This is a genomic window from uncultured Gemmiger sp., from assembly GCF_934561205.1.
In the GTDB taxonomy this organism is placed as follows: Bacteria; Bacillota; Clostridia; order Oscillospirales; family Ruminococcaceae; genus Gemmiger.
In genome coordinates, this window is the sequence record NZ_CAKTFU010000002.1 from 1 (window position 1) to 13138 (window position 13138).

A 13138-nucleotide genomic window follows, 5' to 3' on the forward strand; every position below is an offset into this window, starting at 1 on the left:
GCAAAGCCGTTCAGCACCTCGGCCACGGCCTGCTTGATGGTATCCAGCGGTGCCTCGACGTTGGTTCCGCTGCGCTGGTCGCCCAGCATGGCCAAAAAGCGGCGGTTCGCGGGTATGACCGCACCGCCCGCCAGCGCGGGCACGGGCAGGGCCGTTAGGTCGGCGGACGTGGCCGCCCGCAAAACCGACCGTGTGCTGCGCCCGTTGCGGGACGGCTTGGCGCTGCTTGTGCCGCCCGATGCGGCGGCGCCTGATATCGTGTTGATGGTGTTGAGTATCGGCGTGAATATGGCCGAGAAAAAGTCGCCTATGCCCTGGAAGATGGCCTGCAGCTTTTCCTTGAGCCCCTCGAAGGCGTTCTTCAGGTCTGTTACCAGCTCTGCGGCGCGCGCCTTGACGGTATCCCAGTTTTTATACAGCGCTACGCCCGCGGCAATCACAGCCCCGATGGCAAGCGCTACAAGGGTAAAGGGGGAGTTGAGCGCTGCCATGACCAGCCCGAAAGCGGCGGCGGCCAACTTGGCAGCGGCGAGGACGGCGGTCACGGCGGCAATGGTCAGTTTGATGGCAGCGAACACCGCGATGGCTGCGGTAATGCCGCCGACGACCCAGCCCACCACTACGCCCAGAGCATGCAGCCCGTCGGACGTTCCTGTGGCAGCCTCCAGCACGTCCAGCAGTGCGTCCAGGCAGATGCCCAGACTGCCGCTCAGCACGTCAGAGATGCCCTTGGAAACCGGAAGAACGACTTCGTTGTACAGCTTGTCCAGCGCTGTATAGAAATCCGCAACGCCCTGCGCAGCGCCCTGAAAGAACGGGGCGATGACGGCCAGCGCGCCGGAGAGCACGTCCCTGATTTTGACTGCGTTGTCGATGATGGGTTGCAGCAGCGGAACCAGTACAGCTTGCAGCGTGTTTCCGAGGGTCTGCGCCATGCCGAGCAGGGCATTGCCCAGGGTGCCCAGCAAGCCCGCGGTGAGCTGCTTGGCGCCCTCGCTGCCCAGGCTGCGGAAAATCTCTGCCAGCGCCTGTGCCGTGTTGCCCAGCAGCTGCGCAAGGTCGCCGCCGACAGAAAACAGCCCCGCTAACCGTTCGGCAATATAGGGCTTGTACGCGTCAAGATACCGCGCCAGGCCACCGACCAGATTTTCCGCAACGGACACACCGACGGAAGCGACCGACCCGGCCAGCTGCCCCAGCGCAAACAAGGCGCTTTGGGTAAAGTCTGCCACGGCAGAGGCGACGGCGGGGTTTGCCCAGATCTCGCGCAAAGCGTCACCGACCTTGGCGGCATCGGCTTTCAGGTTTGCCAGCCCGGCGCGGGCGCCGGAAAAGGCGGCGTCAAAGCCCGCTTTCAGCTTTTCGGCCGCAGCGGACAGGGCGGCGACATCCTGCCCCACACCGCTGAAATCCGCCCCGCCGCCGCTGTCCTTCTTGTTCAGCACGTTCAGCTCATCAAAGGCGGCCAGCTGCCCGGCAGCCTTTTTGGCGGCGCCGCCGGTGGCCGTTATGGCCTTGCCCTGCTTTTTCAGGGCTGCTACACTCTTGCCGGAAATCAACGAGAGCAGCCTGATAAAAGCGTTCATCAGTGCGTTCAGCAGGTTCAGCACAAAGGTCACGGCGGGGGCCAGTATGTTGGCAAGCCCTGCGGCCGCAGTGGCGGCGGCGCCCTTGAGCTGCGCAAAGGCTTTCTTGACGCTGCTGGTTTTCATCAGCGCGGTGCCCATCTCTTTCACAACGGCCCGCAAGCCCGCAGAAATAACGTTGAACACAAACGCAGCCGCACCAAGGCCGAGCAGCCTTTTTCCAAACCTGCTGGCCGCCTTGCTGGCTTTGTCCAGCCGCTTTTGCATCGACATTTGACGGGCATAGGTGTCAGCCGCCTGGTTGGCGGCTGCGGTTTCGGTGCCAAGCTGGGTGTTCAGTGCTGCCTGCTGGGCGGTCAGGTCGGCTACAACGGCCTGCTGCTTTTGATATTCGGTAGTAATCTGTGCAACATTGGCGTCCTGTTCCTGTAATTTAGCAGAAAGGCTATCGCTCAAAGCAACATCTTTCTCACTGACCTGGCCGAACTTGGAATGGTAGCCGGCATCCAGCCGGGTGTTTACCTCTTCCAGCGCCTGGGCGGTTTCTTCCGCTTTCTTGCGGGCCGCTTCCAGGTCAGCAGCCATCTGGGTTCGTTTGCTGCTGGCTTTTTCCAGTTCTCTCCCAACAGCGCCCAGCTCCTGGCTGGTCGCCTTGCACTTGGCCTGTAAAGCCCGCAAGTCGGCTTCGGCCCCTTTGTTGTTGATACGGGTGTCTATTACAATGCGCCCGTCTGCCATCTTCTCACTCCCCCAATAGCGCCAATAGCCGCAGCTCTTCCTCAGTTTTAGGCCGCGGCGGCTTGATAAGGTCTGGATTTTCCCGGCAGAACTCCTCTTCTGCCTTGTCCAGCTTTTTGCCCCGGCGGCGTTTGCTGCGGATGCGGAGAACCGTGGCAAACAGCCCGTCCGAGTTGATGTTCTGGTAGGCCCCGATAAAGTCCCACCAGTGCAGATAGGCGCACTGGCGGCAACTGTAGCCGAGCACTTCGTCCACGGCGGGCGCGATCAGTTGCACGTCGTGCTTCCAGTCGGCCAGTGGCGCGCGCATCGGGGCGGTGCTGTCTACCGGCCTGCCCAGGTTCACAAACTCCATTGCCTTGCAAAACGCCTCGCCCCAGTCCGGCAGCTCTCGCCAGCGCGGGTATAAGATCCGCAGGCAGGCGATGCGCTGTTCCTCGACGGTCAGCTCTTCATCCTGCAAAACGGCCAGGGCGTCAAGCACCGCCCTGAAATCCGAGCGTATAGAAAAAGGCTGCCCGCCAACCTCTACGGTGACAGGCAGCCTCCAGCCGGTCATTCCGTCTGGCCCGGGGCCAGACCTACCGCGCTGCCCTCGTAGGCGTCGGTACGCTGCTTGATGCGTTCCTCGGCGGCTTTGGCTGCGTTGGTCTGGGCTTCCTCAATCAGCGGGGACAGTGCGTCGAGGATGTGCTCGAACACAAGCTTGCCGTCCTCGCACATGGCGAAGCAGCTCAACCCGCCGAACAGCACCCCCGACACCGGGCTGCCGAGCGCATAGTCGATTTTCTCCTTGATGCGCTTATCCAGCTCCACGGTCTCGCCGATGCTGATGTCTGTGTTCTTGTAAGGCTCCAGCTCTTTCTCCACGGCTTCCCAGCGGCCTGCAAGGCCGGGGTCGGCGGGATTGAAGCGGATCGTCCCGGCGGGGTGGCCGTCGGTGTCCACGATGTCGTAGCTTTTAATGCCACGGTCGATTTTCAGTTCCATTGCGCGTCCCTCCGTTTTGCTTATTCACCAGTGGTGAATGCCTTGGTGTTGGGGTTAAACGTGCCCTTAGTCTTGACGCCGGTGTAGTGCACGTTGAACGGGATCTGGTAGCCGGTGGTGTCGCCGCCGTAGCTGGAGACCTCGATGTAGCACTCCTCGCGCACAGCCGGGAACGCACCGCTCGCTTCGGCATCCCACAGCTTGACTTCGACGATGTCGGTTTTCAGGTCGTCCAGCACCAGGTCGCCGTCGATGATCTCCTGGAGCTTTTCAAACAGCGGGTCGCCTTTTTCAGCGTAGTAGGGGCTGACCTCGCCCTGTTTCTGGTAGCTGTCGATGGTCACGGAGGTCTGGCCCAGGATGTTCGATTTCTTCTCCACGTTGGCGGAAAGTTCCGGGCTGTACTCCTCGAGGTCAGCGCCAAGGCGTACGTAGCTGGGCTTCTCGGAGGAGAAGGCGGCGTTCAGGTAGTGCGCCATGTATTTGCGTTCGATTTTCATAAAAATCAGGTCCTTTCTTTCATCACCAACTGCAATTGCAGCTGGTAGCGGGCGTCGGTGGCGGTGGCCGAGGTGATGACCCCGGCATTGCTGGCGGTCAGTTCTGTCACCTCGTAGCCGTTTATTTCGGGATACTGGCCGCAGGCAGCCTGCCCCCGCACCCAAGCGGAAAGCCCGGCAAAAAAGTCGGCAGCGGCCAGATTGGGGGCCAGCGCTGTGCCAAAGGGCAGCTGTGCTTCAAATACCAGGTCGTGGGTGGCAATGTCGTCCCCCACGATGTTCTGGCGGTGCTTTTCACCGCTGGTGCGCAAGGTGTACTCCACCCCGCTGGCGCCCAGGTAATTGGCATTGAAGCGGTTGTTTTTGTCGATCAGCGGGCATTTCTCCCGCAGCCACTTTCGGGTGGCATCCAGTGCGTTCATCGGGTAGATCTCCCTCCTGCGGCGGCAGCAGCTTCGCGCACCACATCGTCTTTGTGTTCGGCCATGGCTCTTTCAAACCAGTAGGCACCCCTGTCCGGGGCACCCTGGAAGTTATACTCGGGGTGGTAGTACAGGCGGCGGGCGTAGGGCGTGGCGTAGACCAGCAGGCCATCGCCCACGGCGCTGGCCGTGATGGCACTGCCCTTTAGGGTGCCGGTAGCAAAAGGCACTTTGGGGGCGCAGTAGCGCAACACGGCTCTGTCCACCACTTTCTGCACGGCCCCGCCAGGCGTCAGGCCCCGGCGCGTTAGCAGGGTGTCAAGGTCGGAAAGCTCCAGCCTGGCATTAAATTGCAACTGCATCAGCTCGCCTCCACGTAGATGTGGCCGTTTGCCTTGCCGCGGTTATCATGCACATCCAGCACGGCAGCGCTCACCGTACCGCAGCGGATGGTATCCCCCGGCACTGGCAGAGCAGTATCGCCCCATACAGCCGCAGGGATACGGCACTTATACACGCGGGCACTGTGCAGCCCGGTGCTGTCCACAGCGGCCCTGTTCTGGGCGTACCAGCTTACGCCGGCCAGCACCGTTTCGGTGGTGATGTCGGTATCCGCCGCGCTGTCATAGGCGGTATGCACCAGCGTAATCGTTTTGTCGCAGCCAAGCATCAGCACACCCCCTGCCACAAAAGGCCGTAGGGGTCAGCCCCCAGGGCGTCCCGCAGGGCGGTGCGCAAAGCGGCATCAAGCCCGCGGCGCGCCGTGTGCGCATCGGCATAACTTTCACTGTAGCCGTCCGTATTGGCAGAGGTAAGGCCGCACGCCGCGGCCTGCATGCTGGCGTCAGCAGCTAGCAACAGGTCAGCCATGGCGGCGTTTGCGCGGGCAAGCTCTTGCGGCAGCTCCGCCGCGTGGACTGCTGCCCTGCCCAGGGTCATGGCATCCAGCCGCCCCGCTGCGCAGGGGGCGTAGATGGAAAACTCGTTTTCCGTCATGCGCCCGCCCATGGCCTGGTAGGTTTCGTAAGTACAGTACATGACGTTATCCCCTTATCAGCCGTTGGCGGTCTCGGTGCGCTTGATGTACAGCGTCTGCGGTTTGGAGACCTTGACACCGTACACCTTGCGGCCCTGCACAGCGGAAGCGCCGATGTATTTGCCGGAACCGTTCAGGTCCTGCAAGTGTACGGGAACCTGCCACTCCATCACGCGGTGGCACCAGTTCGGGTGGCCGCAGATGAACTCGGTGGTGACTTTCTTGCTGGTTACGCGGGTGGTGTTCTCATAATCCATGTTGTTGGATTCAAACACGGCAAAGCCCGCAATCTTGCCCACAGCGCCAGCCTGTACCAGCTCCTGGGAAAGGTCGCCCTGCTTGATGAACTTGTCATCCTGCATCAGAACTTCCAGGTACTCGGGGCTGGCAATCATAAAGCGGCCGTCAGCCGGCACGCCATTGCGGCTCAACACGCGCTTGGCCTCCAGCGCCAGCTTGTAGGCGTTGGTCTCGGTCGCGGCAGTCTTGGTGGCGCAGATAGTCGCGCCGTCGGCGCTCTGCAACGCCTCGATGGATTTCTTGTCGATGGACAGGCCCTGGCTGTAACCGGCGCTGTCCAGGCGGTCCGCCACAATGCCGTCGGGCACGCTGGCGGCGTCGTAGCCGTCGATCAGCTCGTTTACGGCCTCGTCCTGGTCGATGTTCAGATCCAGATAGGTGGTCGTGCCAGCCTTGGGGTCAATGCCCTTGGCCTTGTCGTAGGCCTTGACCTCGACCTCGGTGTCGCGCACCGGGATCTTGACCTTGCCGCTCTTGGGGTCGCCCTCGTAGCGGTTGTTAAAGATTAAATTGTCGCGGGTCACAAGCTGGTTGCGCAGCTTAGCGTCCACCAACTTGCTCCAGCGTTCCTGATTTGCATGTGCCATAATTGGCTCCTTTCTGTAAAACTTACACTTTCAGATTCGGATTCATCGACGCGAAAGCAGCCTCCACGCCGTCAGCATCCCCGGCTCCGCCGCCGGTGCCATGCTCGCCGCCGGTAGTCACGGTCACGCCGGTGCCCTCACCGCCAAAAGCCCAGGCCTTATCTTTGGCCAGGGTGTCAATGGCGGCTTTGATATCCCGGGTGCGGTCCTTGCTGGCTTTCAGCGCGGCCACATCCAGCATGCCGCGGATGGCCTTTACATCGCGGCCGTGTGCATCACGGATGGCTCCGTCCAGGGCGGAATCAAAGGCAAAACTATCGGCCTGCTCGGTCAGCTGGCCTTGCAGTTTGGTGATCTGCCCTTTCAGGTCTGCCACGTCCACGCCCTCAAAGGCTTTCAGGCCGTCTTTGGCGGTGTTCAGCTGCTTGGTCAGGTCATCCACCTGGCCTTGCAGGCTGGCGGCTTTGGTCTTTTCGGCGGTGACGTCCCTGCCGTTTTCGCCCATCAGCCAGTCCAGCTGTTCATCGGTAATGCCGGGGATTTTGTTTTTGACTTCTTCGCGTTTCATGGGTTTGTCCTTTCCGCCTGCGCTTTGTTTACGCGGGTCGCATCCGCCTTGGCTGTACAGTTTTACGCCATGCCGGGCAATTTTTGGTATAAAAATAGCCCGTCCCAGCCTCATGCGGCCAGAAACAGGCATAAAAAACCACGGTGCGTTTGCATCGTGGTTTAGTGTTGTGGTGTTATTCGGGAAGTTCGCCAATCTCTTCCAGAAGAGATGTATAAATCAGCGCATGAGCTTGTTCTGTTGGAATATCCCCATCCAATAACCCATCATACTGCGGGTCAACAGGATGCTCTTTTAGGAATGCCTTCATTTTTTCAATCTCTTCCGGCGTAATAGTTGACTCCATATTGCGCAACCCCCTCAAGAAAATTAGTAACAAGATTTATTTTGGATTGTGGCGTTAAGGTAGGTACATTTGTCGCATCATGCAACTCCAATGCGGCCTTTTTCAACAATTCGGAATTGGTTGCAGCTGTCTTTTCCAACGCATATACGCTGCCATCATTGCCGACAATTGTCAGCATCTGCATCGAATTCCGGCTCGCGAAGCCAAGAATATCACCTGGCGAGAATGTCAGCCCGCTTGGGTGGTTGTGTATTGCAATGTGTGGCTCATGGAAACCCGGAATGTGAACATTTCCTGACTTGATGCCGGTAAAGTATCCACTTATCGGCTGCATATCTAGCCCATAGCAGCGGGCTTTCTCTATGCCCAGCGGCACCTTGCGTGCTTCCAGCAGCAACTTTTTGTGTGCGTTGGCCAGTGCCCGGCTGCCGGCGGCATCCAGGGTTTCGCAGGCAAACGGCTGTATGCGCTGGATGCTTTGCATCGTAATTTCCTTATAGCCGGAGTTGCTGTTTTCTTCCAGTATAGCATGGGCTGGGGCGTCTTGCAAGCGTTTAGCCGCCCACGCCGCTTTACTCCCCGCGCTGCGGCCAAAGCCCTGCACGGCAGTCCGGGCACTGTCAGGTTTGCCGCCAGTATCCCGGATGAACTCGGCCAGCTGCTGGCGGGCCGCTTTCAGCTTGGCAGCGGTGTCCCGCGCATCCAGCCCTGCTTCGCTCTCGGCCAGGTAGCGCCGCTTGTACTTGCGCACCTTGCGTTCCAGAGCCCGCTGCATCTGGCTGATCTCGTACTTGGTGTACAGCCCGCCATGGTAGGGCACATCCCGCGCATTCAGCGCTTTCAGTTTTTCCGGGGTGTAGTTCGGTGTGCTGATGCCGGGGTAAAATGGGTAGAAATTGTGCCGGCAGTTCCAACCACACAGGCCGGGCCCTGTGCCGTAGCCGGTGGCCGTTTCAAAATCGGCATACCGCACGCCATCCTGCACCACTTCCCCGCCCCGGTGGTAGATTTTACCCTGCCAGGCTACATGGCTGGGGCGCGCGCCCTCGTGGGCAGTTACTTCCACAAAGGCGCAGTCCATTTCCTCCATGCGGGCAAGTTGCAGCTTGCCGGCGGTCTGGTTTACGCCGGTCAATACACAGCGGCGCACGGCCACTTCCAGCGTGTCCTTGTGGCCGCTGGGATAGGCCACGTATTTCATGCCGTCGGCCAGGTCGTCAACGGCGCGGCGGATGGCGGTGTTGTAGTCGAATGCGCCGCTGCTCACCTGTAGCCAGGCACGGTCCAGTCGCGCCTCAAACTCCCCCGTTACGGTGGCAGCGGTGGTGGCGGTAAGGTTTTGCCAACTGCCCAGGGTCTGGCGGTATCCGGCGTTCAGCAAGTTCAGCAGGGCGGGGCTTTCGTTTACGGGCGCAGGCGCGTTTCCCGCCAGGCGGTGGATCTCGTCATCGCCGTCCAGCGTCCGCGTGCCTGCTTCGGTCAGCATCCGGCGGATCTCGGCCCGGCTGCGCCCGCTGTAGCGGGCCAGTATGCCGGTTATGTCGCGCTGCAAGGTCCGCACCGCCTCTAACCGTGCCGCCTGGTAAGCTGCCGTTTCGGTCAAAAGCCCGGTTTTGCGCAGGCGGCGCGCCACATCCAGCAAAATGTCATCTTCTGCTTGCTGCCACAGGGCCGTCAGCGCATCAGGCAGCCGGTCCAGGTAATCCGGCCCCAGCATCAGGCACCGCCAAAGGTCAGCACGTCGCTGCCATCTTCTTCAGCAGCTTCGGCCACAGCCGCTTTGGCGTCCTCCTCGCTCAAACCGCGCCACTCCATCAGGTAGCGGTATTTGGGCCACAGCCCATCCCGCACATCCTGGCGGTCGGTCTCCCGGCGGGTGCCGGTGTCGGTGATGTAACTGTCATCAAAGTTGATGCCAAGTGTGGTGTCGGCATCCAAGGCCACGCCCAGCAGATTCCTGCCCGCCCACAGCATGGCGCGGAAAATGCCCAACAGCGCCCCCTCGATCTCGATCTGGTGGCGGTTGGCGTGCTGCACCATATCCTGCCGGTCGCCGGTGTATTCGGTGGCTGTTTTTACCGCGCCGGTGCTGAACTGGTAATGGTGCGTGCCCAGCCCCACCTTGAAGCTGAAATAATCCAGTGCGTCCTGCACCGCGCGGCTGTTGGCTTCTACGCGCAGATCGGGGTTGTACTCGTGCCAGTCCGGCTCGGCGTCAGGGTCGCTGCCGGGCGTATGCACGAACAGCTGCTGGCGGATGTCATCCGGCGCGGCAAAATGCTGCACACCATTGTTGTCCACCCAGCTTTTTAACAGGTCTTTGTTGTAAAATACTTTTTTGCCGCCTAGCTGAATATCACGGTTGTAATTGTCAAAGGCCAGGTCGCACATCTTGGCGGCATCAATGGCTTCGGCAAAAACGGCCTGCCCCAAACCGGGCCCGCCGCGGCGGTTTTTCAGGATGTTAGGCCGCATAAGGCTGAACCACGGCAGCGTGCTGCCCGTGCAAAAGGCAGCGGCCACGCCTTTTGGCAGCGGTGCAGGCTTGTAGTCTGCGTTCTCGCCGTCCTCGTGCTCACTGGTAAAGTATTCGTTGGTAATGCGGTAGCCGGCAGCCGTCAGGGTGTGGGTTTGCAGATAAATGCAGCTCCTGCCGCCGACTGTTACCTCGCTGGCAAAGGCCACGTCGACCACCCGCCCGTGGCGGATCGTGATCGGCAAAATACACTCGGCGGGCAGGCAGTCCAGGGTCAGCTGCGCATGGGGGCTGGCCACCGCCTGCCCCGCATCCAGATGTAGATTTTCAGCACCCAGCACAAACGCGCCGGTGCCGCTGCGGAAGCAAAGCTCTACCAACTCATTGGCGCGCTGCCAGAATGCCAGCTGCCCCAGCACACCGCCGGTCTGGCTGGCATCCGCACCCAGCAGCCAGTCGGCTGCGGCCTTGTCCCCCACGGTTACGGTGGTTTTGTCATTCAGCAGCAGGCTGGCCCAGTCCTCGCAAGCGCGCTTGGGCATCCGCAGGCGGAACATCTCCCGCTTGCGGAAGTTGCAGTCCAGCCCCAGCTCTTTAACTGTGTGGAACGGCGCATACTCGCCCCGCCACCAGGCGCGCCACTCGTCGATGGCCTGATAGTAGGCTCCCTCAATGTGCCAGTGTTTTGTCTTATTCAGGTAGTTGATGAATTGCAAAATGTTCATGCCAGCCTCAAAAATCGTTTAAAGTCTCGCTCGATCGTGTATTCAAAGGCGTCCAGCGTGTCGATGTCGGTCGTGCCGTCGTCCAGGCGTTCATCCATGCCGGGGCGCTTGCCGCTCCACAGCGCGGTGGAAAGCGCATCGCGCAAGGTGGCTGCGCCCGGCATCAGCCAGAACCGCCCGCCGCCCATCAGCAGCCCCGTCAGCCGGATACGGTCGTTGATGGCAATCTTTTTAGAGTTGCAAACCCGGTCTGCCAGCCAGGCCAGCCGCGTGCCCAGCAGGGCGGTGCGCAGGGAGTTCTTCAGTACCTGTTCGGCAGAATCGCAGTACACAGCGCGGATCTCGCCCCAGGCGGCAAATACGTCCTCGGCAAACGCGACAAAGCGCGCCGCCAAAAAGGCCGTGTCGGTGTTTTTCGGGTCAATGCGCCGGCTGGCCAGCCCCACCACACCGGCAAAGCCCGGCAGCACGGCCACCGCCACAAAAGCGTGGAAGCTGCCGTTGCCGCCAAAGTCCACCCCGATGCGGATCTGGCTGCCGGCCGGCAAAGGCGTATCTTGCGGCCAGCAAAAAAGCCCGTCCCCGGCAGTGATGCTGTCAGCAAACAGGCGGTAGATAATCCCCTCGGCGGCGGTCCACTGGCCAAGGATAAAGCGGTTATAGTAGACGGTGCCCGCATACTCGCGTTTGAGGTTTTCCACAAAGGCGGCGGGCAGAAAGGGATTGTCGTCGATGGCAGATGTTTGACAAAGCACGTCGGCGTCACTGTCAATAAAACGCTTGATAAAATGGTGCGGGTCGGCCGGGTTGGCGGTGCCGTCGAAGGCGCTGTGCGGGCAGCGCAGGCGGCTTTTCAGCATCTGGAACACTTCCTCGTTCCAAGTGGTCATCTCGTCGCCATAACCGTACTCGAGGGTCATGCCCTGCAAACGCGCCACATGCTTTTTGTTGTCAGCGCCCAGCACATGCACCCGCTGCCCGAACAGCCGCGCGGTGTTGTCGCTGCCAATGGTCCCTACCAGTTCATCCCCCCAGATCGCGCGCATGGGTTCCAAAATATTGCGGGCCAGTGTACCTTGGGTGTTGCCCAGCAGCACGGCAGCGCCCTCACCCCGCAGCGCCAGCAGCCGCTTGGGGATAACAACCGCGTAGTCCAGCCAGCTTTTGCCGCTGCCGGTAGCGCCAATCTTCAGGTTCCAGCGGTGGCAGCAGGTGTTCAGGTAGTCCTGCTGTTTACTCGATAACACTGTCAATGCCTCCCAGCAGCTGCGCCGCACGGGCCAGCTGGTCCGCACCGGGGTTCTCACGCGGGGTCTCCTCCCCCAGCAGCTTGACCAGCACCGTGGCAGCGCGGGCATCGCCGTTCACAGCCGCGTCATGCAGCCCGACAATCATGGCCATCTGGTTGTCGGCGTCCTCGGCATCTATGTATCGGCGCATCAGTTTGTTGGTGCGCCGCCGGTCCGCTACCGGCAGCGATAAGTAAAGATCGGCGGCCTCCCGCAGGCTGCGCTTGCGCCGCCGTGCGGCCCCACTGGCAATGCCGCCTTTCTGCGCCATTTCGTGCAATTCCTCCGGGGTTCGCTCGGAGTTCGGGATAAGGTTTTCTTCATTCGGCATTACCACCACCTCTCTTTAAACGCAAAATAAACCCACCCTGCCAGCGCACAGACAGAAGAGAAAAGAAAGGATGTGTGAGCTTCTCCGGGCTGGCGGGGCAGATGGAACAGGCGGAAGGACTTGCACCTTCATCCTGCGGTTTTGGAGACCGCTGCTTTACATTAAGCTACGCCTACAAAAAAGCGCCGGTCTTTCCCGGCTGTCAGCTGTGATAAAGAATAGGAGGGTTCGCTATGGACGCAATCGCCACCGGTGGCTGCCCAACTCCCGGCAACACAAAAGCCGCAAGGCGGTTTCCCGTTCCTTACGGCTTTTGACAGTATCATTATACCACTTTTACAGGGGGCTTTCGAGGGTCAATTCTTTGACTTCTCTGTTGCGAAGAGATATCCAATCAAGAAAGTTACTATAGTTTTTGCCATGTCAATTGCAGAAGCAAGCACAGTACTTGTTTCCCATCCGATATTGATGAATATTGTATCTGCGAAATAAAAAAGCACAAAAGAACCCAAACAAAAGCAAAGCAGGACAAAAGCATTATTTTTCAAATGAATTTCCTGTGCTGCTTTTGTAACTCGGACTGTTTTCTCGAGTCTGTCTACGTCTTCCTTTGGTAAATCCACTATCAGGGTGGACCTTTGCTGGGCTTCAGGCGGGGGCATTTCCTGCTCGCTTTTCGGGGTTTCAATTTCGACTTCAGCCGGATAAGATTCATCAATTGTATCCGTTAAAATAGGATTAGACAACCGCTTCCTCCTTAATGGCATCTAAGTCGAGCAAAGGAGCATGACTGGCGTGGGCTTTGTACCAGGCCGTCCCCTCTTGATGTGTGAGTGCTGAAAGCTCAATGCCACTCATATACTTATACTTTTGCCATACGTTTGCAATCGAATAGACCACGCCCTGCGCACCGCTGGCAGTACTGGATATAATACTGGCACTCCCATCGGCGTTTTTGGCAAATTTTGTGATGGGTTTCCCGTGAAAGGACTTGAATTCATCATAAATGCTGGGAAGTACAGGGCCATATGGCCAAGCTGCAAATCTTTCCGAAAACAAAAGCTGATTTGTTTTCTTTAGGTAATCACGATAAGTGAAATAGAGGAGCTTTTGCAATTTCATGGGACTTATCGGAATATTTTCTTTGAACGCTTGCTGAAGAATCGAATTGCAGACTGCTTGTGCGGGTATTGTCAAAACGTCCATGCAATAACCTCCTTTTTATTTTATTATATATGATTTTG

General features: G+C 59.4%; 17 protein-coding genes and 1 tRNA gene. All 18 read right to left on the reverse strand.

The features are described from left to right. Positions 1-2324: hypothetical protein (locus tag Q0I19_RS01385; RefSeq protein ID WP_294758684.1), on the reverse strand; the 2324-nt coding region annotated here is incomplete at its 3' end. Positions 2325-2328: 4 nt separating this feature from the next. After that, a complete protein-coding gene (locus Q0I19_RS01390) occupies positions 2329-2883 on the reverse strand; it encodes a Gp15 family bacteriophage protein (protein WP_294758682.1) in 555 nt (184 codons plus the stop codon). Next, on the reverse strand, positions 2880-3314 hold the full coding sequence (locus Q0I19_RS01395) for a hypothetical protein (protein WP_294758680.1): 435 nt from the start codon (positions 3312-3314) through the stop codon (positions 2880-2882). Before Q0I19_RS01395 ends, Q0I19_RS01390 begins: the two co-directional genes overlap by 4 nt. A 20-nt stretch (positions 3315-3334) precedes the next feature. Next, positions 3335-3814 carry a hypothetical protein gene (locus Q0I19_RS01400; protein WP_294758679.1) on the reverse strand — a complete coding sequence of 160 codons (480 nt, stop codon included), beginning with the start codon at positions 3812-3814 and terminating at the stop codon, positions 3335-3337. 5 nt (positions 3815-3819) lie between these two features. Beyond that, positions 3820-4236 carry a hypothetical protein gene (locus tag Q0I19_RS01405; protein WP_294758677.1) on the reverse strand — a complete coding sequence of 139 codons (417 nt, stop codon included), beginning with the start codon at positions 4234-4236 and terminating at the stop codon, positions 3820-3822. Then, positions 4233-4598 carry a capsid protein gene (locus tag Q0I19_RS01410; RefSeq protein ID WP_294758675.1) on the reverse strand — a complete coding sequence of 122 codons (366 nt, stop codon included), beginning with the start codon at positions 4596-4598 and terminating at the stop codon, positions 4233-4235. Before Q0I19_RS01410 ends, Q0I19_RS01405 begins: the two co-directional genes overlap by 4 nt. Beyond that, positions 4598-4906 (reverse strand): DUF6751 family protein, encoded by a 309-nt coding sequence (locus Q0I19_RS01415; protein ID WP_294758674.1) that lies wholly within the window; start codon positions 4904-4906, stop codon positions 4598-4600. The genes Q0I19_RS01410 and Q0I19_RS01415 overlap by 1 nt, the downstream gene beginning before the upstream one ends. Further along, positions 4906-5274 (reverse strand): hypothetical protein, encoded by a 369-nt coding sequence (locus tag Q0I19_RS01420; protein WP_294758672.1) that lies wholly within the window; start codon positions 5272-5274, stop codon positions 4906-4908. The genes Q0I19_RS01415 and Q0I19_RS01420 overlap by 1 nt, the downstream gene beginning before the upstream one ends. A gap of 15 nt (positions 5275-5289) precedes the next feature. Continuing rightward, positions 5290-6159 (reverse strand): P22 phage major capsid protein family protein, encoded by an 870-nt coding sequence (locus Q0I19_RS01425; RefSeq protein ID WP_294758670.1) that lies wholly within the window; start codon positions 6157-6159, stop codon positions 5290-5292. Between the two features lie 22 nt (positions 6160-6181). After that, on the reverse strand, positions 6182-6727 hold the full coding sequence (locus Q0I19_RS01430; RefSeq protein WP_294758668.1) for a phage scaffolding protein: 546 nt from the start codon (positions 6725-6727) through the stop codon (positions 6182-6184). A 175-nt stretch (positions 6728-6902) separates the two neighbouring features. Then, on the reverse strand, positions 6903-7073 hold the full coding sequence (locus Q0I19_RS01435) for a hypothetical protein (RefSeq protein WP_294758666.1): 171 nt from the start codon (positions 7071-7073) through the stop codon (positions 6903-6905). Beyond that, positions 7042-8790 (reverse strand): phage minor capsid protein, encoded by a 1749-nt coding sequence (locus tag Q0I19_RS01440; RefSeq protein WP_294758665.1) that lies wholly within the window; start codon positions 8788-8790, stop codon positions 7042-7044. The genes Q0I19_RS01435 and Q0I19_RS01440 overlap by 32 nt, the downstream gene beginning before the upstream one ends. Beyond that, positions 8790-10274, reverse strand: a complete 1485-nt coding sequence (locus Q0I19_RS01445; RefSeq protein ID WP_294758663.1) for a hypothetical protein — start codon at positions 10272-10274, stop codon at positions 8790-8792. The genes Q0I19_RS01440 and Q0I19_RS01445 overlap by 1 nt, the downstream gene beginning before the upstream one ends. Beyond that, a complete protein-coding gene (locus Q0I19_RS01450) occupies positions 10271-11521 on the reverse strand; it encodes a terminase family protein (RefSeq protein WP_294758661.1) in 1251 nt (416 codons plus the stop codon). The genes Q0I19_RS01445 and Q0I19_RS01450 overlap by 4 nt, the downstream gene beginning before the upstream one ends. Next, on the reverse strand, positions 11508-11894 hold the full coding sequence (locus Q0I19_RS01455; protein WP_294758659.1) for a hypothetical protein: 387 nt from the start codon (positions 11892-11894) through the stop codon (positions 11508-11510). The genes Q0I19_RS01450 and Q0I19_RS01455 overlap by 14 nt, the downstream gene beginning before the upstream one ends. Positions 11895-11996: 102 nt before the next feature. Next, positions 11997-12070 (reverse strand) — tRNA-Trp (locus tag Q0I19_RS01460). A gap of 180 nt (positions 12071-12250) precedes the next feature. Next, positions 12251-12640, reverse strand: coding sequence for a hypothetical protein (locus tag Q0I19_RS01465; RefSeq protein ID WP_294758657.1), 390 nt, complete (start codon positions 12638-12640; stop codon positions 12251-12253). Continuing rightward, complete coding sequence (locus Q0I19_RS01470; RefSeq protein ID WP_294758656.1) at positions 12633-13100, reverse strand: type II toxin-antitoxin system antitoxin SocA domain-containing protein; 468 nt, start codon at positions 13098-13100, stop codon at positions 12633-12635. Before Q0I19_RS01470 ends, Q0I19_RS01465 begins: the two co-directional genes overlap by 8 nt. Positions 13101-13138 lie beyond the last annotated feature (38 nt).